This is a genomic window from Streptomyces sp. CC224B, assembly GCF_030010595.1.
Lineage (GTDB): Bacteria > Actinomycetota > Actinomycetes > Streptomycetales > Streptomycetaceae > Streptomyces > Streptomyces longispororuber.
Genome location: NZ_JASCXL010000022.1, coordinates 69201 through 87906, shown reverse-complemented (window position 1 = coordinate 87906; position 18706 = coordinate 69201). Strand labels below are relative to the sequence as shown.

The window sequence follows — 18706 nt, the reverse complement described above, 5'->3', positions numbered from 1 at the left end:
TCTCCTTGTCGGTCAGTGCTGATCGCCGCAGTGGCAGGTCTCGCGGACGGCGTGGCCGATGAGCAGCCCGTCCCGGTAGCCCTCGGCCCACAGCGGGTTGGCGGCCGTGTCGGCCCAGCGGGCTCGGCCGAAGGTGATCGCGGGCGACTCCATGGCGGCGTCGAGCAGGGCCTCGGCCATGCCCTGCTCGTACAGGTCGGGCAGGTCCCACGGGGCGGCGGGCGGTGCGGTGACGGTGGTGCTCATGGCGTGCTCCTGTGACGGCCGCAGGGCGAAGGGCGGGGCGTCTTTCCCGGCTGGCGGTCGGCGGGCCCGCGGGGCGGGACCGCCGACCGGTTCAGGCCGCGAGGGCGGTGCGCTGCTCCAGGGCGTCGGCGGTGCGGAGCAGACGTCCCATCACCTCGAGCAGCGTGGGCGGGTCCGTCCTGCTGTCGGGGGCCGTCGCCGCCCAGTGGCTGACCCGGTCGATCCACTCGTCCGGGCTGTCGGCGGTGGGGACTTCGTCGCAGACGTCCGCCTCGGTGACCCGCGAGTCGAGGCCCTCCCACAGGGCGTGGATCGCGGCCATCGCCCGCGGGTCCGCCTTGATCATCTCGGTTGCGTCCTGCTCGTCGGCGGGGTCGGTGCTGTGGAAGACAGGCGGCAGCGGGCGGGCGGTGGCGGCCAGGTAGATGGCGGCGCAGACGTCGAGGGGGCCGTGGTTGAGGTGAGCGTGCGTGGTCGGGGCGACGAAGGCGCTGTTTCCGCGGTGCAGGCCGTACTGGCTGAGGTAGAAGGCGGCGTCGCGCAGGAGGATGGCGATGGTGGGCGTCGCGTGCATGGCGGGTCTCTCCAGCCGGGGTGCGAGCGAGGGGCGTTGGACGGCCGGGTGCGAAGGGCGGGGCACTCCTCGCACCCGGCCGGTGGGGTCCGGCCCGGCCCCGGAAGTCCCCAGGGGGGGTGGGGCTGCGACCGGTCGGCCGGGCCGGAGTTCGGGCCTAGTCCCAGCGGGACTCGAAGGTGGTGTCGTCGCGCCCGTAGGTGTCGTCGTTGGCTCGGGCCCAGGTGTGGTGGTGCTCGCTGCAGCGCACCAGGCCCTCGGTCTCGTGGGCGTGGGTGCCGTCGAAGAGGAGGCCGCAGTCGTAGCACTCGGCGAGTTCGCTGTGCGGGGGCAGGGCGATCCCGGCGTTGGCGGCGGCCCGTTGGGCGATGGCCAGGCGTTCGGCCTTGTCGGTGAGGCCACCCTCGTCGGTGGCCGCGCCGCCCTCGTAGCCGAGGAGCTGCATCAGGCTCCAGTGCAGGTCCTGCTGGTCCTTGCCCAGCTCGGTCAGGTAGCGCTCGCGCGGCCGGGGAGTGACGGGCGCTTCGGGTGCCATGGCAGCCATGTGCAGCTCCTCGCGTGTTCGGGCGGGTTCTTCGTCGGCACCACCGACACTAGGTGAAACCCAATACACATGCAAGGGGTTGGCGGGAGGCGGGGCACAGAAAAGCCCCTCCCGGCGGGAGGGGCTCTCGTGGGGGTCGGGGCGCGGCTACTCGGTGATCCATTCGCCGTGGGCGACCAGAAGGTCGGACAGCGACACCAGGTGCCGCCGGCCGCGCCGCCAGATGGTCAGCTTCTTCGTCCGGGCCAGCCGGCGCAGCGTGGAACTGGAGATCGGGTGTCCGGACCTGCCGAGGAACTCGGCGCCGGTCTCGAAGTCGACCAGATCAGGCGGAGGGGAGGGAGGGCGGGCAGGGGCGGGCACAGAGGGGACAGGCATTCACGGTTCCCGTGCTGGACTGGAGGGTTCAGGGGCTGGGCGGGCCTTGGTTCAGTTCGCTAGCCGACGAGGACGCCGGGCCGCGCGCTCGACGGCCAGTTGCGCGATGGTCCAGGCCCGGGGGCGGCCGTCCACCGCGCAGTACCGGTTCACGCACGAGGCGTGCCGGGTCTCAGACACCCATACGAGGCCGAACGTCCGGCAGGCCGGGCACCGTTCCTTGCCGATGACGTCGACGTCCCCCATCAGCAGGGCCGCCGTGACGCCGTGACGCCACTCCATGGCGTCCAGATAGTCCTGATAGTCCCCGCCCAGCTGCTCGGCCTGGTGCCTGGCCCGGTCGTACGCGCCCGCGCGCCCGGGCGTCGCCTCGTCGCCTTCGCTCGGCGCGGCACCCTGGCGGGCCCGCTCGATGAACTGCGCGACCTCGCCGTCACAGGCGGCGAGATGAGCCAGCACCGTCTGGTTGACGGGTGGCGCTCCGTGCACGCGCGTGGCCGAACGGCCGTCGTGACGGCGGTTCGTTGACCCGGCCCGCTTGAAGTCGTCCGTGTCGAGCTGGTCGAGCAGCTGCGCGGGCCCGGAGGCCGGTTGCTGGTTCCTCGATTCGAAATTCACGCCCACCCCCGGTCATGCCACCCAACCTCCGGGCACGCGCGAGCACATGGCAGGGGCCGGGCGGTTACGCATTGCTGACATGCGATTACCCGCCCACATCATGGCATGGGTACAGACGTTCTGGTCGGTACGACAGCGCTCAACCGTTGCTGGTGGGAAACCTGTAGCAGAACCGCGACGATGAGCGCGGGAACCTACAGGAAGTCCGGCGCCCGGACCGCCTCCACGGTGAGCGCGCCCAAATACTGCGCCTGTTCGTCGGTGATGACGCCGTCGGCGCGCGCCCCCTCGATCAGCAGGCCCAGGGTGGCCGCCGTGATCCGGTGCGCGTCGGCCGTCGCGGCGTCGGCGAGGGTGCGGCCCTGCTGGGTGTAGATCTTCTCCCAGAAGGCGGCGACTTCACGCTCGTGCTGGGGAGGGGCGGGCGGGCCCGCGCTGCGACTGGCTGCGGAGCGGGACGTACTCAGCTTGCCGTGGAGTGGGATAACGGTGGCGTGCACAGTTGAGGTGGAACAGGCGTGGCCGTTGGGATCTTCGGCAAGGCCGGGCATGGGCGGTCTCCACCTTCTTCCGGCGTTCGGGAGGGTCGCACGGCGACCGCCGGTGGCCCCGTGCTCCGCCAGGTTCGCAAAGATCAGTACCGAAACACCAGCGGAACCTTTGACTTCGGCGACAATCCAGTTCCCCCTGTCCTCTTCTTCACGCCCGCTTCACAGGTACTCGTCCTGCTTCACAGGCACTCGTCCCGTTTCGCGGATATGGGGAGCGCCCCCTCACCAAGAGCAGCCGAGTCCGATGTTGCCGACAAAGAACCCCGGAACACTGGGTGAGGAGGCGCAGAGACCCACCAGGGAAACGCGCGTACGCGCACCCCCGGCGACACCGGGAGTGTAGCGCGCGCACCTGTCACGCGGTACAGCAGAATGCGGAAGAAGAACACCCGGCATTCGTAGGGATTGCCGTGCGCTCACGAGCCAGGTGCCCTCGGTGCTGCCAGGCACCAGCAGGGCCCGGGACGGCAACGTCCCGGGCAGCGGACGCCTGCGGGCCGGGCCGCTGAGGCCGGCAGTGCCGGCTCTTCGGGAGGGACCGGCCAACAGGTGGTCGCCACCCGCCGGCCTCTCCCCTACTCCCCCGGCCGTGATTGCCGCGCAATCACGGCGTGCGCCGCCGGAACCCGAGCGCCTTGGTGACGTCGTAGTAGTTCTGGGTGGCCTCCCCGGCGCGGTCGTAGAAGCGCAGCGGCTTCTGGGCCGCGTACGCCTCCGGGATACGGGGCGAGCGCCGGATCATGGGCAGCATCTGCTCCTCGTACGCGGACGCCACGGTCTTCTTGCTGTCGTCGTAGACGGCGCCCTGACTGCGGTGGGAAGGGACGTCCACCACGAGGACCTTGCTCAGGTGTGCCTTCACGCCGGCCAGGACACGCTGGAGTTCCTCGATCTTCGCCTCGATGCGGGTCAGGGCCCGCAGTTCCTTCCACCCGGGCTTCACGCAGCCGATGACCTCGTCGCTGGCGACGATCGCGTTGACGACGTAGAGCCCCAGGTTGCCGGGGCAGTCGATGATGATCAGGTCGAACTTATCGCGGACGGCGTCGATCAGCCCTCGGAGCCAGAACTCGCGGCCGACCCGGGTGGCGAGCAGCTGCTCGGCGTCCTCGAGGTTGGAGGAGGCCAGCGCGATGTACAGGTTCTCGATCGCTACGGTCCCCTCCCCGCCGAAGCGGCCGGCCAGCGCGGGGACGATGGTCTCCTCGAAGGTCGCGACGTCGAGCAGCACGTCGTAGAGCGTCGGCTGCTCCAGTTCGTCTGGCTCATAACCGCAGGCCACGGAGGCGTCGCACTGCGCGTCGCCGTCGACGATCAGGGTCCGCCAGCCGTACTCGGCGGCACACGCGGCGATGTTCACCGCCGAGGTGGTCTTCCCGGCACCACCGCTCTGGTTCACCACCGCGTAGACCTTGGCGGGGCCGGCGGACGGGCCGGTGGCGAGGACTTGGCTGAAGGGGATGAAGCCCGGGGGCAAGGTCGTCATGTGGGTCTCTCCGGATGTGATTGCCGGGCAATCACGCGTCGGGGCGCCCGGCGGGGGAGCGGTGCCGAGAGGTCGCCCGTACGCGGACGTGCACGGTGAAGGTGAGGTCCCTGCCGTGGACCGCTACGAGAGTCCGCCGCCGAGCGATGTCGGGCGAAGCGGTGGAGGGGAGGCGCGTAGTGATTGCGCGGCAATCACGTTCGTGCGCGAGGCCGGCACCGGGGGAGCGGAGCGGCGGGCACGGCGGGCACAGGGGTTGCTGCGCCGCACCGTATCGCGTGGGCCGGGCAGAAAACCAGCCGCCCCGCCGTGTCTTTCACTCGACGGGGCGTAGAGGCCGTTCAGCTGGCTAGGCGAGGTTCTGCCGTACGTACTCGCGCTCCTCGTCGGTGAGGTGCGCGATCAGCGCCAGGACCAACTGGTCGAGGTCCTTCTCTTCGCGGATCTCGATGATCCGGGCCGGGGCGGCGATGACCTCGGTGCCCGGCTTCTGCTCCCCGCGGCCGCTCGGCCCAGCGGCCGGCGGGTTCGGGCCGTCACCTGTCCCCGGGGCGTCCGGCCCGGGCTTCGGGCCGTCGTCTCCGGTGCCGTTGCCCTGGTCGGCGGCGTCTGGGGTCGCCTCGCCTCGGGGTGTGGGAACGGGCTTCTTCTCTTCGGGAGTCAGGGCCGGCGGCGCAGGGAGGACGGGCGTCGTCTCCGTCGGCTCCGGACTCGGCTCCGGACGCTCGAGCGGGTCGGGCAGCTTCTGCTGGCTCTGCGGCAGCCGTGCGATCTCGACGGCATCCTCGATCGTCAGCTTGCCCTCGACGAAGGCGCCCTGCAGGTCCTCACGGAGCTTGGCGACGACCGCGGCATCCTCACCGGCCAGGGCGCCGGTGACGGCCTGCATCTGCAGATCCTCACGCAGCCGGGCGTACACCGTGGCCGCCGGCCGGACCGGAAGCAGGAGGTCGCCCTCCGGCTCGAGACCCTGTTCCTTGAGCCAGTGGTCGACGACGGCCTTGCGCAGTTCGGGAATCAGCCGGAGCAGGGCCACCCGGTGGGAGATGTACGTCTGGGAGGCACCGACCCGTTCGGCCAGGCCGCGCTGCGTGTAGGCCTTGCCGGTCTCCTCGTCGATCTCCTGGAGCGTCTCGTTGAACTCCTCGCCTTCCTCGATCGGGTTCAGACCCATCCGTTGGAGATTCTCCTGGATGGCGGCGATGCGAGGGCTGCTGACTGTGTCCCGGATGAGAATCGGGACTTCCTCGAGGCCGGCCACCTTGGCCGCGGCCAGGCGGCGGTGCCCGTGATGGACGATGTACAGGACGCCCTTGGCGACCGCTTCCTGCACGAGCGCGGTGTGCTGGGGGTACTTCGCGAGGAAGACGGCGGGCGGCAGCACCGTCATCGCGGTGTTCATGCCGTCGGACTTCAGCGTCCGGGCCAGCTCCTGCACCTTGTGGAGCCTCTTGCGCCCGTTCTCCGGGCTGGGGAGGAGCTGCTCGATGCGGGCTGTCGGCAGGCCCTGGGGAATGAGTTTCTGGCGGGCGACGCGGGCGCGTGCGGCCTCCCGCTCGGCCTTGAGGTCTCGGCCGAGACCTGGCTTGGGGGACATGGGCGTCTCCGGGTGGAGTGGTGCTGATGGTGGGTCTCGGGCGCGAGCTTATCCGCCGTGCAGCCGAGGAGAGAGGGGTGGCGCCGTATACACGGCGCTTCGAGCCCGACGGCTGAGCGCCCAGCGAGGGAGGGGCGACGAGGGCTGCCGAGTGATTGCGGGGCAATCACGGCTGGCCGGGGCCGAGTTCATCTGCCGTCTCGTCGGCACTCAGTATGCCTGCCTCCGGAGGGCGTCCGTCGTAGGACAGGCCACCTCGCATCGGGTTCCCTCGCCACCGGTGGTCGCGGACGAGGGATGGGGCAGTGGTGATTGCGGGGCAATCACTGCCTCGGCGGGGCGGCGGGCGGCGCGTCGTGTGCGGTCCAGGGGCTCAGGCTACGCCGGGGGCGGGGCGGGACGCGGGGGCAGGGGGGCGGTCGGCGCTGCGTTCGCGGCGGGCCCGCGCGAGGGCCCGGGCCCGGGGATCTGCACGGCGCTGGTCGTCGGCCGTGAGCTGCTCGCGCAGGGCGACCGCGTCGGTGAAGGCCTCCTCGGGTTCCCGTAGCCTGAAGCGGGGCTCGGAGTCGTGTGCCGGCGAGCGCTGTGTCCTGGCGGCGATCCGTTCCGCGCGCAGGCCTTCGCGGGCGGCCCGGTAGTCGGGGCCGGGTGGCGCTCCGGTCGGTCTGAGACGGTGGGTCTGTGCGGGGCTCGGGCTGGCCGCGGGAGCTGCCTCTGGCGTTTGCTCGCGGCGGTCGGCGGGTCCGGCATCTCTGCGGATGACGATGTGCTGCAGCGTGTCCTTGCCCAGAGCCCGGTTCACCTCGGCGACGATCTGCCGTGCGGTGAGCTGCAGGGAGGTGGCCCAGGCGGGCGAGGCGCACAGCACGGTGAGCGTGCCGGTCTCCTCGTCGTACCTCTTGGCCTGCCAGTGCTCGGCGCGCGGGCCCATGATCTGCGGCCAGCGGGCGAGCAGGCCCCCGCCGTCGGCGGCGCGTTCCCAGCCCAGGTCCACCATGAACTGCTGCATCACGCCCTGCAGGAGCCGCGGGTCGCGTCCGTCGCCGCGGGCGGGCCGGTAGCGCTGGCGCCTGCTCTTCTTCGGGGCGGTGCCGCGGCTGCGGGCGCTCTCCTTGGCCTGGCGCAGTGCGACCCGGGCGAGGTCGGCCCCCGAGCCGGAGGGTAGTTCAGCCGCGGTCATCGGCGCCCCGCAGCGATTGCGGCGCAATCGCCCCGGTGCGGGGAGCCGCCGTGCCCGCGGTTCTCGCGGTGTTGCAGGGCCAAGCCTCCCCGGCAGCGTGCTGGCCGCCGGGCCCGGCGGCAGCGGCTTGGGGCGTGCAGGCGGCGCACCCGTACCGGCCGGTGGCCCCGTCGCGGACAGGGTGGTGCAGGGCCACGGCGGCCCGCAGACGGTCCAGTTCCTGCTGCAGGTCGTCGAGGATGTCGTCGGTGATGGTGCTCGCGGTCAGCGGGTGAGTCACATCTGCTCCAGAGGTCACGAGGGTTGCCGGTCAGGTCCCGGGGCGGCCGGGGAGGCGGCCGGAGTGATTGCGCGGCAATCACCGGCAGCCCCGGCCCCGCTGCAGGGGGCTCAGGCGACCCGGATGCCGTCGGAGAAGGTCAGGGCGATGCACCGGCGCAGCAGATCCGCCCCGTACAGCCGCTGGGTCTCGGACGGGCCGAGGTTCTCGTACGCAGTCATGACCAGGGCGGTGTCGCCAGCCATGTACGCCCCCCACGCCTCCAGCCGCAGGCTCTTCAGGGCGTCCTCGTCGAGGTCCTCCAGGCCCTCCACAGCGGGCAGTTCGGCTCCGCCGGTGTTCTGCTCGCGGAGGTCCTGCGTGGCCTGCGCGAAGGCCGCGTTCGGGGCCGCGCGCTCGACCGCCTGGAGCCGGGCCTCGTGGGCCCGGGCCTCGGCCTCCTTGGCCACCTGGCGGGCGATGTACGCGTGGGGCCGGTCCGGGCGCCAGCCGATGCGCACCGCGACGGCCGGGGCGATCAGCCGCAGCCAGGAGTCGACCCGCTCCTGGGTCCAGCCGGCGGCCACCAGGTCCAGGAGCACCCACGACAGCTCCCGGAGGGTGGCGCGCTGGGTCCAGTTGTGCAGCGGCCGCAGCCGCCGGGCGAGCTTGTCGGCGGCCGCGTACATCGCCGCGGTCACCCGGCGGCCCTGGATTGTCTTCTTGGGGGAGCGGCTGTTGGCTCGCGCCGTGCGCGTAGCTTTTACCTTCCCACCCACTACATCAGCAGGTACGTCGTGGGTAACCACGACGGATTGGGGCGCACGCTCCGTGTCGTCCACAGGGCTGTCCACAGGCGCGGCCTTGGTGATCCGCTGTCGGCCCGCCTCGGTGATGCCGACGAGCCGGGCCTCGTAGCCGGTCCCCTGGAGGCGGTGGCCCAGGGCGTGATCCCACACCGGGGGGATGACGGCGCCGTACACCGCGGCGGTCCCCGAGTAGCCGGGCAGGCCGCGCAGCCGACGGGAGTTCCGGCGCGAGCCCTCCGACACCAGGACCAGCAGGCCCAGCGCGCGCAGGTAGCCCATGTGCCGCTTGACGGTGCTCTTATCGATGCCGAGGCGCTCGCAGATCAGGTCGCGGCAGTACATGGCCAGGCCCGTGCTGTCGTCCAGGCGGCGGGAGAGGTCCTGGGCGATCGCGAGGGTGGTGGCGTTGGCCTTGGGGTGGTAGCCGGCGCCGACCATGAACCGGGCGGCCCGCAGGAACTCGGCGCGGTTCTGCGCGCGCCGGGAGAGAGTGCCGTGCACCGTCTGCTGTGCCTTGTCGGTGACGAGGTCGAAGGTGTGCGGGACTGCCGCGGGGGCAGCCGGGTGTGCGGCGGAAGCGTCACCCGGCAGGGTGGAGGAGGGCCCGAGATGCCGATTCACGGCAGGGTCGAGCTGACAAATGGCAGCACCTTGCTGCATGATGTGCGCGTGGTCCTCTCGGCAAGAGGGCACAGCAAAGCCCCCTCGGGGGCTTGCACCCCTATCGGGTGGCCTGGCTGGCCGTCCGGTGTGAACAGAAGAGTTGGACCCGCCCCGTGGCTGGGGCGGCGAAAGATCCGTCGGACCGCGTAGCGACCGGAACGACGGTCAGCAGGTTGTCTGCGAGCGGCGAAACTCGTGGCGCTGCCTGCTGTGGCACGAACGGCCGCCAGACCGGGTGGGGCGAAACACCGGGAGTCTGGAAGGCCTGCGGTCGGGAGCTCGTGATTGCGCCGCAATCACCGGCGAGCACCGGCCGCCAGATACCTACGTCAAGGCCAGCCCCCTCTCAGCAGGGGAGTCTGGCGTGCGCTCAACCCGGCCGCTGCCGGCGGCAGCTTCCCGAGGAGTTCAGAGGGAGACGGCTGCGGCGGCATGGCCAGGCCCACCGGCAGGCGCGGCGTACACACGCACCCCGGCTGGGTCCTCTTGTGCCGTGCACCAGGTGCACGGGTACCATGACTCATGCCTCGGCCGTCCCAACACGGTCTCGGCGCGAAATCGGCCTCCGTTACCCCGGCTGCTACTCCGGGGGTGGCGGGGGCCATTCGCGTTTTCGGACTTGTACGGCCACCGGATCCGTGATCCCCAAATATGGCCAGGGCTGAGCCTACCTCTGTGGCGTCCCGCATTGCGACCACCTTCACTCCCTCGTGTCGTGTCACTTTCCGAAGACTTCTGACGTGCCGTCAGCACCGGTGGCCCGCCGCCGCCGTTGACGGGCCCGGCTCGCTGCGCCTGTGCACGGCATGCAGCGGCAGCGGCGGCGGGTGTAGCAGCTCTCCGTGCCGTGCTGGTCCATCTGCGTCTGCTCGGACCGGGCGTGACGGCGTGCCGCGCGGCCCCTCTTCTGGGCCTCGGCCAACGCGGCGGCGAACAGCGGGTCCTGACGGCGCAGCGTGTAGACCGGGGTACGGGAGCGGGCCAGCCCCATCGAGCCCAGCGCCTCCAGGACGGTCCACCCGGCCGCCACGTACGCGAGGAACTCCTCGATGCGCTCCGGCCTGTCGAGCAGCGGCGGCCGGCCCCGCCCGCGGCGGGGCGCCACCGCCGCGGTCCGCTCGGCCGCCGCGCCGCCGGGCACCTGCGCCCGGCGGACGCCGCACTCCGCCCCGACCAGGACCGGTGGGGTCATGCCGCGTCCACCATCTGGCCCGACGAGCCGCTGTCGCCGACCTTGCTCCTCGCCGCGGCGACGAGCTGCCCGACCGTCAGCTCGTCGGGGTAGAACCCGAGATCGCGGCACATCCGGGCGTGTATCCACCGCACGCTTGCGTACGTGCTGCCCAAGGCCTCGGCGGCGGTGTGCAGGTCGGCGTCCTTCTGCGCCAGGACGCGCAGCAGCGAGAGCTGCTTCGTCGTGGGCCGCCAGGTCTGCACGGCGACCGGCCGCGGCTGGCGGGCCTGGCGGGATCGGCGCTTGAGCTCCGCGCGGCGCGTGGCCTTGCGCTCCTTGCGTATGGCCATGCGCTCCTTGACGGTCAGGCCGCCCCACACCCCGTCGGGCTCCCACCAGCCGTCGCTGCCAAGGGCGTAGGCACGGCACGCCGCCAGGACGGGGCAGGACTCCTCACACACCTGGACGGCCGCGGCCTGCTCCTGGGAGGTGACGGCGTAGAACAGGTCAGGGTCGACGAGAGGCTCGCCGAGCTCGCTGGTGCGGGCGCACGCGCGGTGCGGCCACTGAGGGTGCTGGTGGAGTTCCATCAGGGCGGCGAGCCTGTCCGGGCTGGGGGACATCACAACTCCTCTCGGGCCTGGGCCCGGTTGATCACGTCGGTGGCATCGGCGAGGACCAGCGCCGCGTACAGCCGGGCAGAGGTCTCCTCGAGCGCTGTTGAGAGGTGGGCAGCGTGCTGCTGGTGGGCGGCCCGCTCACCGATACGGGCGATCTCGGAGTCGGTCAGGGCCTGCCGCGCGGTGCGGCGGCACCACCAGAGGGCGGCGGCCGCGGCGCAGGCGATCGCAGTGAGGCGGGCACGGCTGCGCACGGTTCTCCTCTCGTCGGATTCGCCTCGGCTGCCGCCGCGGCGGCCCGGTGCAGGGGCAAGGCGGTCATGCGCTGGTCTCGGCCCTGGCCCTGGCCTCGGCTCGGGCTGTGGCCTCCTGCTGGCGCTTGCGCGCCCTGCTGAGGCGGAAAGAGATCACCTCGGCGAGCGTGGTCGCCGCTCCGGTGTGGTCGACGGCCGCCATCCCGGCAGCCCGGCAGTACTGCACCTCCTCGATGAGCGCGGACAGCGACTCGTAGGTCGCCTCGGGGTCGTAGGCGCGGTGGAGGAACTCGACGCGGGGCCCGCGCGGTACGCCCTCCTCGGCCCAGGTGCGCAGGGCCTTGCCCACCGCTGCCGGGTCGTCGAGGACCTCGTTTGCGAACGCCGGCAGGCTCGACTTGGTGACCACCAGCTCGTGCGTCGGAAGCAGGGAGGCGGCGAAGTCGACCTCGTACTCGATGCCGCCCAGCATCTCGGGACGCAGCCCGACCCGCGTGGGCACCTGGCGTCCCTGGGCGTCGGTGCGCAGGACTACCTCGAGCTTGTCGCGCAGGGTGGCGACGACGTGGCCGGGGAAGCACATGACAGCCTCGAGCATCTGGCGCTCGAGCGGGCGTACCTCGCGCCATCCGAAGGCGGACCCGTTGGCACCGCCGCGCTGCGCTGCGAGGTCGACCTGCTCGAGGTGTCCGCCGGGCCCGGTCCAGAAGGCCGACCAGCAGTCGATGACCGCCACGTCGTGCTCGGAGGCGGCATACAGCGCCTGCGACAAGTTCGTCGGGTGGAAGCTGGTCAGCTCAGTGACGTGGAAGGGGATCTGGTCCGCGTACTGCCGCGACCGGCCGCGCTCGGTGTCGATGACCGCGATGCTCTCGCCGAGCTCGGCCGCCATCCGCAGGGCGGCCAGGGTGCGCCCGGACCCGGGCGGCCCGTCGAGAACTGCACGGACCGGGCGGGCCTCCTTGGCCGCTGCTTCGAACTGGAAAGGGGTGTGCTGAACCGGGCCCCCCGCGGTCGCGGGGGCCTCGATGGCTGTCGCCATGGGCGGGTCTCTCCTATGAGGTTGTGCCTGGGGCGGCCACCCGGGGGCCAGTTGTCGGCGTCCGGCCGGTCAGGCGACCGCGGTGGTGCTACTCCTTGGCCGGCGCGTCCAGCTCCTCCGCGTTGAGGTAGACATCGGCGAGGAACTGCGCGGCGATGCGGGACGGGTTGACCCCGAAGCCGAGGCGTTCGGAGTCCGCCTCGCAGCGCTGTGTGATCTGCGTCCACTCGACGGTGGGCACGCGGACCGTGGTGGACAGCGGGCCGCTGTCCGGGGGGACCGCTCCGGCCGCCGCGCGCAGGGTGGGCGTCGGTTCGAGGTGCCCGTACCGGTAGAGCGTGAACGCCTCCCGGAGCACCGCGGCGAGCGTGCGGCCCTCGCCCTTCACCTTCCAGCTGGCCCGGCTCTTGACCGCGTCCGGGATGTACACCGAGCGGTTCGGCGCGGAGTCCTCGGCCGGGACCTCGCCGGGCGCCGGGGCGGCCAGGTAGACGTCACGCAGGAACTGCGTAGCGACGCGGGAGGGGTTGACGAGGAAGCCGAGCCGCTGCTTGTCCGCGGCACAGCGCTCCAGAATCTGCGCCCACTCGGCAGGGTGGACCCGGACGCTGGTGGGCGGCATGGCCTTGGACCCGCCGACGGAGCCGGCGGGAGCGCGCTTGGGCTTGACCGGCTCAAGGTGGCCGTACCGGTAGAGCGTGAAGCCCTCGCGGATGACCATCGCGAGCGTCCTGCTCTCCGCTGACGCCCGGGCGTCAGACTGCTGTTTCACCTCGGCGGGCACGTACAGCGGGCGTGCGGGGTCACCCTCCCCCCACTGCTGTCCGGACGGGAGTGGGGACGTGCTCTCTTCGGCCACGGTGGCGGGTCCTCTCGGCGGTGCTCTCAGGGCGAGCGACGACGTCGCTGTGCACAAACACATGCAAGTGTCCTATGTTTGCCGCACCGCCGGTAGCGGGTGCCCCGGCTTGGCGGGCCGGGTCACCCCGGCAGCCCCAACCGTAACGGAAACCCTATACACACGCAATAGATCGAGCTATGGTGTGGACACCCGAGCCCCTGGAGGGACCGATGCCCGACACCACGGCCACCGCACTGCCGAACTGGCTCGCCGCCGCCGAAGCCGACCGCGCCGAGCGCGAACTCGCCGTCAAGGCCAGCAAGCTGCGCCTCGTCAAGGACCAGGCCGAGAAGATCAACGCCAAGCTCGCCGAGCTCGGCATCGAGCCGCTGAGCCCCGCCGGGTACGACGAGAACGGCAAGCTGCAGGCGGCGGTGCTGATCCACGCCGACTACGTGGATCCCGCCTACGAGGTCCGCGCCCTGTGGAGCGCCGAGGACAACGCCGTCGAACTGCACACCGCCGAATGGGAACCCGACAGCCCCGGTGTCTTCGGGCGCGTACGGCTGCTGCACTCCATCGGCGACATCGCCGCCGCCCGCCACGAGATCCCGAAGTTCCCAAGCCCGCCGCGGAACTACGCCGCCGAGGCCCGCCGGGCGATGGACGCCCTCAACGTCGACCGTCTCAACAACCTCGAGGTCGAAGAGATCGTCACCGCTCTCAACGGGATCACCGCCGCCCTGCTGAACCTGGCCGAGCACTCCAGCGCCTGACCGGCCCCGGCCGCCCGCAAAGGCGAGGGGGCCGCCACCGAAGAAGGTGGCGGCCCCCTCACAAGAGCCATGCGCCGCGTACGGCGCGGCCAGCGTAACCAGATTTCGTGTCACAGGGGTAGACCGAATTCAGAAAGGCACCACGTGTCCCACCAGTCCATGACCGGCCAGCCCACCCCGCTCACCCCTGAGGAGCTCGACCAGATCGAAGCCCGCGCCACCGCCGCCACCCCGGGGCCCTGGGGCCTCTACGAGAGCGGCGGCCTGATCCAGATCGCCGCTGACCTCGAAAAGACGGGCTACGGCTACCGCGCCCGCCGGGGAATCGCCCGCCTTGACGAGGAGCCCCTGGACAACGAGCCAACTCACCGAGAGTGGACGGCCGAGGAGGACTGGGCACAGGTCCAGGCCGACGGCCTGTTCATCGCCCACGCCCCGGAAGATGTACGCGCGCTGATCGCCGCGGTCCGCCGCCTCCAGGCGCAGCGGAAGTACCTCCTCGACCAGCTCGCCAAGCGGGACGCCGAGACCGGCCGCGCCGACGAGGCCGTCCGCGGCTTCCTGGCGGCTGGCGAGGACGCGGTCGCCGAGCAGGAGTCCGCGGCGTGCGCGGCGTGCCGTACGCCCTTCGACCCGGCCGACACCCGCCACGACGGCCACGCCCGGCACGGCCTGACCGACCACTGCCGCCGCTGCGTGGACCGTTGCCACGAGGCGAGCGACGCCTTCCACGTCTGCGCCGTCTGCCGGACCGCCGAGGCGACCCGATGACCGCGTACTCCCTCGGCGTCGAGATCGCCTGTGACGGCCCCGGCCACGAACGCGGATGCCCCGAGTCCGCCGCGATCCGAGCCAGCTCCGCCTCGATGACGGCGGCGGAAGTACGCGCGGACGGCCGGGTCGACGGCTGGGCTCGCCGCCGCCGCGACGACCGGGTGGTCGACCTCTGCCCCGCCTGCAAGACCACCCCGTGACCTACCGGGTGCGGCGCCCGGCCACTGACCCACGAAGGAGCAGCTCGCCCAGCAGACGCCCATCCCGACCACCGAGAGGAACCCCATGACCGACCGCACGCTGCCCCACAACCCGTACATCACCGCCGTCGACGACGCGCTCACCGCCGCCGGACTGGCCCCCGACTGGACCCAGATCTCCGACAGTGAGACGAACCGATACGACGCCTCCGGCCTGACCACGCAGCTCGACGCGCTCCTCGTGTGGACCGGCGGCCACCCGGCCGTCAACACCGAAGTGCATGAGGACGGCCTCGTCCTGCTGTGGGAGCACCCCGCCGAGCAGTGGCAGTGGGCCCCGCGCAAGGCGCATGGCGAGTTGGAGCACGAGCCGGAGTTCCTGCCCACGCTCGGCCGCTACGCCGACCCGGCCGCGGTCGTCGCTGTGGTCCGCACGCTGCTGGCGGGCGAGGAGGTGCCGGAGGGACACGCCCCGTACTGGCATGAGGCCGACGCGGTGAAGCGCGCGGTGGCGGCGTGGGAGACCGCGGAGCAGTGAGCAGTCCGACCACCGCCCCGTCATCACGAAGGAGCACCATGCCCGACCGCCCGTACACCGACGCCGACGGTGTCCGTGATGATCTACTGCGCGCGATCGACTTCAACTTCTGCGTGGGCGCGCTTGGCTACGAGTCGCCGGAGGCGCTGCTGGACGCCTACGACGCGAGCCGGGCCGCCGCCGTGCCGTCTGTGCCCGCCGACGCCGAGCAGGGTGACCTCCGCGCCGCGCTCGCCCGTGTCCGCGGGCTGGCCGACGCGATCGACGCAGAGATGCGCACCGAGCCGGACACCCAGCGGGCCGCGATGCAGCACGAGGCCGCCATCCGGATCCGTGCCGCCCTCGACGGGCACCCGCTGGCTGGCCGTGAGCAGCAGGCCGCCGTGCAGCCGCCCGCCGACCGCGACCTCCGCGACCGCACCGTCGCCGACGCGCTTCACCACACCAACTAGCCCACCTCAGGAGGTACCGATGCTCACCAACGATCAGTGGTCGACGATCCAGCGGCTCGTCGGCTGGCTCGATGACCAGAACGGGCGCCAGGACGCGGAGATCGGCCTGCGCATCCTGAAGCTCGCCGAGGAGGTGGGGGAGGTGGCGCAGGCGTGGATCGGCGTGCAGGGCCAGAACCCCCGCAAGGGGGCCAGCCACACGATCGTCGACGTGCAGGACGAACTCTGCGACGTGATCGTCACCGCTGCCGTGGCGCTCGCCTCGATCACCGGTAAGCCCGAGTACGTCCTCGCCGAGAAGCTCACGAAGATCGAGGCGCGCTCGCTGGCGGTGATCTGATGGCCCGCGTGATCCGTACCCAGGACATCATCCAAGTCCTGGAGGCCTACCCGCGGTCGGAGTGGATCAACGACGACTGGGGGATCCCCGGCTGGCGCGTCGTCCAGGCTGGCCGCAGGCAGGTCAACGTCTTCCACGACGGCCCCGGCGAGCAGGACGGCCTCGACACGTACCGGCTCGCCCTGCAGGCCGTCGGCTTCCACGTCGTCCCCGACCAGCAGCCCGGCGGCGGACGGCGCCGCCTTCACATCACCCGACCCTGACCAGGAGGAAAGAGGAACCCATGCCCATCGAGTCCGACCAGACCTACCGCAGCCTCGGGGACCCGTACCCGGACAGCGAGCCCCGCCGCATCAAGGTCGTCGGCGAGGTCCAGTCGGTCCCCGGCGTGTGGGGCTACGGCAAGGTCGACGTCGTCACCCTCACCGACGACGGCCGCGAGATCCGACGCCGCGCCATCGAAGCCTCCCAGCTCCATGAGAGCGCCACCACGAAGGACGGTAAGCCCCGCCACACCGGCTACGTCCTCGAACGCCCCTCCGCCTGACCAGCCTCGTCCGCCTAACCGAGACCGGTGAGGACCTCCTCACTGCCCGCCTCACCACCAACACCGGGGAGATCATGGTGCAGACGCTCGAGGTGAGCCCCGCATCGAAGGGGGAACGCTGACGATGGGAGCCGCAGCACACCTGGCCGCCGTACCCGCCCCGCCGCCCAAGCGAGGAGGCCGCGGGCCCGAGGGCTACATCGAGACCGTCCACCGCATCTACGCCGACAAGCGCGCCGGCCACGAGGCCAAGGAGCTGCTCCTGGCCGTGGCGTACGCCGTCGGCATCGCCCCGGCCGAGGAAGGCCGCGGCCCGCTGAACATCGCCGCCCGCCTCCTGGGCCGCGACCGCATCGGCCGGCCGCGCTTCGACGCCCTGATGGCAGCCGACGCCCCGCGCTACGAGGCGTCGCGCTCGGCGCAGAACTGGAGCCCGAGCCAGGCCCCGCCATGCGAAGCGCCTCGGCTGCGCCCCTACCGGCCCCGCGGCTACCAGCCCCGCCAGACGCCGACGCAGGACCTGCTGCCCGGCGTCGAACCGCCGACCCCGCTGCGTACCCCGCCGCCCCCGATCCTCCACGTCGATCCCGGCTACACCCCGCCCCGCGACTGGAGGAACGAGGACAGCGTCTGCGGAGCCAACAGCCACCACCGGGTCATCGAACGCGACCCAGCCACGGGCTGGGTGACCGCACGGTGGTTCTGCCGCCGCCACCGCGAGCACGCCGACCGCGTCACCGAACAGGTCCGCGCACAGAACGAGGACGCCCCGCCACCGATCCCGAACCGGGGCGGGCTGCTGCCCAGCTACTTCGCCGCCGACTGGGTGCCGATCTACCGGCACTACTCCGGCCAGCGGTGGGAGCCGCCGACGTACGGGCTGGCCGCCGACGACTGGCCCACCCCCGGCCAGACCAGCCCGGTGCCCGCCCGCGGGCGGCTGCGCCTGCTCCTGGGCGGCACACCGGACGCGCTCGGGGAGGCCCAGTGACGGACTCCCGCGACGAACTGGCCGCCCGGCGCGCTCGGCGTCGCCGGACGGTCCGGACGGTCCGGACGGTCCGGGCGGCCCGGCCCCGGCAGCCGGCCGAACCGCCGCGCTGGGTGCGCACCTTCGTCATCCCGCGCACCGCGTGCGAGTCCTGCGCCCGGCACCACCACCACCGATGCCACGGCGTCGACGTCCTGCGCGACCCGGTCCCCGACTGCCCCTGCGACTGCGGAGACCCCCGCGACCCGTTCCTCCTCAACGCCCGGGCGTGGGCCGACCTCGCCCTGCACGCCCCCGACCAGGTGTGGATCGCCGCGATGTTCGACCGGCAACGCGCCGCCGACCTGCACGTCTGCGCCTGGCGCGACGACGACAGCGGCCTGCGCGCCGCCCGCCCCGAGTAGGAGAATCGTGATCACAGCCATCGCCCCCGCCCCCGCCCGCGTCCAGCGCCAGCGCACCGCCGGGTGGAAGAAGCCCGACGGCGCCGTGTACGTCGGCCGCGGCCCCGGCGTCGTCTGGGGCAATCCCTGGGCCGAGGGATCGACCGGCTGGACGGTGCTGCCGGGCGGCTGGATCGACCGCACGGACAAGGCGCCGCTCACCCGCGAGCAGGCCATCGACAGCTACCGCAACAGCAAGACCCACGACCTCGAGTACCTCCGCCAGATCCGCGAGCAGCTCGCCGGCAAGACCCTCATGTGCTGGTGCCCGCTCGATCAGCCGTGTCACGCCGACTGGCTGCTGGAAGTCGCCAACAGCGGCAAGCCGCTGGAGAGCTACCTCGACCAGAGCCCCAAGCCCGCCAACCTGGCGGCGGCCGAGCCGGACCCCGCGACGCCGTGACCATCCGACCGGACGACGAGCAGACCGCGCTGCCGGTCCCGGTGACCCGGTTCCGGCCGGTGGTCACGTGCACGGAGTGCAAGGCGAAGCTGACCGACTCCGTCTCGCGGCGCTGGGCCCTGGGTCCGCGCTGCCGCGCTGGCATCCACGGCGCACCGGACCCCGGCCGGTTCGCCGTCGAGCAGGACGCCCTTCCCGATGCCGACGAACCGTAGGTGATGCGGCGAGTACTAAGGGGCGGCACATTCACCCCGCGTACACTCGGACCCGGCGGTGCACGACCGCCTGGTATCCGTGAGGGGACCGCAGGCCCACGCCAGGTCCCCAGCTCCGGCAAGTCGTCTCTGACGCATCGTGCAGCTGACCAGCGTCCGCTCTGAGCGGCACGCGCGTGGGGCGTGCCGGC

At 72.0% G+C, this 18706-nt stretch carries 28 protein-coding genes; 12 read left to right on the top strand and 16 right to left on the bottom strand.

Going from position 1 to position 18706, the window contains the following annotated elements:
* Positions 1 to 12: 12 nt before the first annotated feature.
* The 16 genes from QK440_RS11560 to QK440_RS11485 all read right to left on the bottom strand — a co-directional run bounded on the left by QK440_RS11560 (position 13) and on the right by QK440_RS11485 (position 12854).
* Positions 13 to 246, bottom strand: a complete 234-nt coding sequence (locus QK440_RS11560; protein WP_282792956.1) for a hypothetical protein — start codon at positions 244 to 246, stop codon at positions 13 to 15.
* A gap of 91 nt (positions 247 to 337) precedes the next feature.
* A complete protein-coding gene (locus QK440_RS11555; protein ID WP_282792955.1) occupies positions 338 to 820 on the bottom strand; it encodes a hypothetical protein in 483 nt (160 codons plus the stop codon).
* A 157-nt stretch (positions 821 to 977) separates the two neighbouring features.
* Positions 978 to 1364 carry a hypothetical protein gene (locus QK440_RS11550; protein WP_282792954.1) on the bottom strand — a complete coding sequence of 129 codons (387 nt, stop codon included), beginning with the start codon at positions 1362 to 1364 and terminating at the stop codon, positions 978 to 980.
* 147 nt (positions 1365 to 1511) lie between these two features.
* Entirely contained in the window at positions 1512 to 1742 is a 231-nt protein-coding gene (locus tag QK440_RS11545; RefSeq protein ID WP_282792953.1) for a hypothetical protein, read from the bottom strand.
* Positions 1743 to 1793: 51 nt separating this feature from the next.
* On the bottom strand, positions 1794 to 2360 hold the full coding sequence (locus QK440_RS11540; protein WP_282792952.1) for a hypothetical protein: 567 nt from the start codon (positions 2358 to 2360) through the stop codon (positions 1794 to 1796).
* Between the two features lie 194 nt (positions 2361 to 2554).
* Positions 2555 to 2860 (bottom strand): hypothetical protein, encoded by a 306-nt coding sequence (locus QK440_RS11535; protein WP_282792951.1) that lies wholly within the window; start codon positions 2858 to 2860, stop codon positions 2555 to 2557.
* A 655-nt stretch (positions 2861 to 3515) separates the two neighbouring features.
* Positions 3516 to 4397 (bottom strand): AAA family ATPase, encoded by an 882-nt coding sequence (locus tag QK440_RS11530; protein WP_282792950.1) that lies wholly within the window; start codon positions 4395 to 4397, stop codon positions 3516 to 3518.
* Between the two features lie 349 nt (positions 4398 to 4746).
* A complete protein-coding gene (locus QK440_RS11525; RefSeq protein ID WP_282792949.1) occupies positions 4747 to 5994 on the bottom strand; it encodes a ParB/RepB/Spo0J family partition protein in 1248 nt (415 codons plus the stop codon).
* A 373-nt stretch (positions 5995 to 6367) separates the two neighbouring features.
* A complete protein-coding gene (locus QK440_RS11520; protein WP_282792948.1) occupies positions 6368 to 7174 on the bottom strand; it encodes a DUF721 domain-containing protein in 807 nt (268 codons plus the stop codon).
* Positions 7161 to 7454 (bottom strand): hypothetical protein, encoded by a 294-nt coding sequence (locus QK440_RS11515; RefSeq protein WP_282792947.1) that lies wholly within the window; start codon positions 7452 to 7454, stop codon positions 7161 to 7163. Before QK440_RS11515 ends, QK440_RS11520 begins: the two co-directional genes overlap by 14 nt.
* 110 nt (positions 7455 to 7564) lie before the next feature.
* Positions 7565 to 8863, bottom strand: a complete 1299-nt coding sequence (locus QK440_RS11510) for a hypothetical protein (RefSeq protein ID WP_282792946.1) — start codon at positions 8861 to 8863, stop codon at positions 7565 to 7567.
* 760 nt (positions 8864 to 9623) lie between these two features.
* On the bottom strand, positions 9624 to 10097 hold the full coding sequence (locus QK440_RS11505) for a hypothetical protein (protein WP_282792945.1): 474 nt from the start codon (positions 10095 to 10097) through the stop codon (positions 9624 to 9626).
* Entirely contained in the window at positions 10094 to 10702 is a 609-nt protein-coding gene (locus QK440_RS11500; RefSeq protein ID WP_282792944.1) for a WhiB family transcriptional regulator, read from the bottom strand. Before QK440_RS11500 ends, QK440_RS11505 begins: the two co-directional genes overlap by 4 nt.
* Complete coding sequence (locus tag QK440_RS11495; RefSeq protein ID WP_282792943.1) at positions 10702 to 10953, bottom strand: hypothetical protein; 252 nt, start codon at positions 10951 to 10953, stop codon at positions 10702 to 10704. The genes QK440_RS11500 and QK440_RS11495 overlap by 1 nt, the downstream gene beginning before the upstream one ends.
* Before the next feature lie 64 nt (positions 10954 to 11017).
* Positions 11018 to 11995 carry an AAA family ATPase gene (locus QK440_RS11490; RefSeq protein ID WP_282792942.1) on the bottom strand — a complete coding sequence of 326 codons (978 nt, stop codon included), beginning with the start codon at positions 11993 to 11995 and terminating at the stop codon, positions 11018 to 11020.
* Between the two features lie 88 nt (positions 11996 to 12083).
* Complete coding sequence (locus QK440_RS11485; RefSeq protein WP_282792941.1) at positions 12084 to 12854, bottom strand: hypothetical protein; 771 nt, start codon at positions 12852 to 12854, stop codon at positions 12084 to 12086.
* A 212-nt stretch (positions 12855 to 13066) separates the two neighbouring features.
* Between QK440_RS11485 and QK440_RS11480 the strand changes: the two genes are divergently transcribed.
* The 12 genes from QK440_RS11480 (at position 13067) to QK440_RS11425 (ending at position 18515) form a co-directional block, all read left to right on the top strand.
* Complete coding sequence (locus QK440_RS11480; RefSeq protein ID WP_282792940.1) at positions 13067 to 13612, top strand: hypothetical protein; 546 nt, start codon at positions 13067 to 13069, stop codon at positions 13610 to 13612.
* A 144-nt stretch (positions 13613 to 13756) separates the two neighbouring features.
* Positions 13757 to 14383, top strand: coding sequence for a hypothetical protein (locus QK440_RS11475; RefSeq protein WP_282792939.1), 627 nt, complete (start codon positions 13757 to 13759; stop codon positions 14381 to 14383).
* Complete coding sequence (locus QK440_RS11470) at positions 14380 to 14586, top strand: hypothetical protein (protein ID WP_282792938.1); 207 nt, start codon at positions 14380 to 14382, stop codon at positions 14584 to 14586. Before QK440_RS11475 ends, QK440_RS11470 begins: the two co-directional genes overlap by 4 nt.
* Positions 14587 to 14671: 85 nt before the next feature.
* Positions 14672 to 15124, top strand: a complete 453-nt coding sequence (locus QK440_RS11465; protein ID WP_282792937.1) for a hypothetical protein — start codon at positions 14672 to 14674, stop codon at positions 15122 to 15124.
* 38 nt (positions 15125 to 15162) lie between these two features.
* On the top strand, positions 15163 to 15576 hold the full coding sequence (locus tag QK440_RS11460) for a hypothetical protein (protein ID WP_282792936.1): 414 nt from the start codon (positions 15163 to 15165) through the stop codon (positions 15574 to 15576).
* Between the two features lie 19 nt (positions 15577 to 15595).
* Positions 15596 to 15916 (top strand): MazG-like family protein, encoded by a 321-nt coding sequence (locus QK440_RS11455; RefSeq protein ID WP_282792935.1) that lies wholly within the window; start codon positions 15596 to 15598, stop codon positions 15914 to 15916.
* The gene (locus QK440_RS11450; RefSeq protein WP_282792934.1) at positions 15916 to 16179 is read left to right on the top strand and encodes a hypothetical protein; all 264 of its coding nucleotides are present in this window, start codon (positions 15916 to 15918) and stop codon (positions 16177 to 16179) included. The genes QK440_RS11455 and QK440_RS11450 overlap by 1 nt, the downstream gene beginning before the upstream one ends.
* Positions 16180 to 16199: 20 nt before the next feature.
* The gene (locus QK440_RS11445; protein WP_282792933.1) at positions 16200 to 16463 is read left to right on the top strand and encodes a hypothetical protein; all 264 of its coding nucleotides are present in this window, start codon (positions 16200 to 16202) and stop codon (positions 16461 to 16463) included.
* A 124-nt stretch (positions 16464 to 16587) separates the two neighbouring features.
* A complete protein-coding gene (locus QK440_RS11440) occupies positions 16588 to 17454 on the top strand; it encodes a hypothetical protein (protein WP_282792932.1) in 867 nt (288 codons plus the stop codon).
* Positions 17451 to 17858, top strand: coding sequence for a hypothetical protein (locus QK440_RS11435; RefSeq protein ID WP_282792931.1), 408 nt, complete (start codon positions 17451 to 17453; stop codon positions 17856 to 17858). The genes QK440_RS11440 and QK440_RS11435 overlap by 4 nt, the downstream gene beginning before the upstream one ends.
* Before the next feature lie 7 nt (positions 17859 to 17865).
* Positions 17866 to 18300: a DUF4326 domain-containing protein gene (locus tag QK440_RS11430; protein WP_282792930.1), complete on the top strand. Its 435-nt coding sequence runs from the start codon at positions 17866 to 17868 to the stop codon at positions 18298 to 18300.
* Positions 18297 to 18515, top strand: coding sequence for a DUF6011 domain-containing protein (locus tag QK440_RS11425; protein ID WP_282792929.1), 219 nt, complete (start codon positions 18297 to 18299; stop codon positions 18513 to 18515). The genes QK440_RS11430 and QK440_RS11425 overlap by 4 nt, the downstream gene beginning before the upstream one ends.
* The last annotated feature ends 191 nt before the right edge of the window (positions 18516 to 18706 follow it).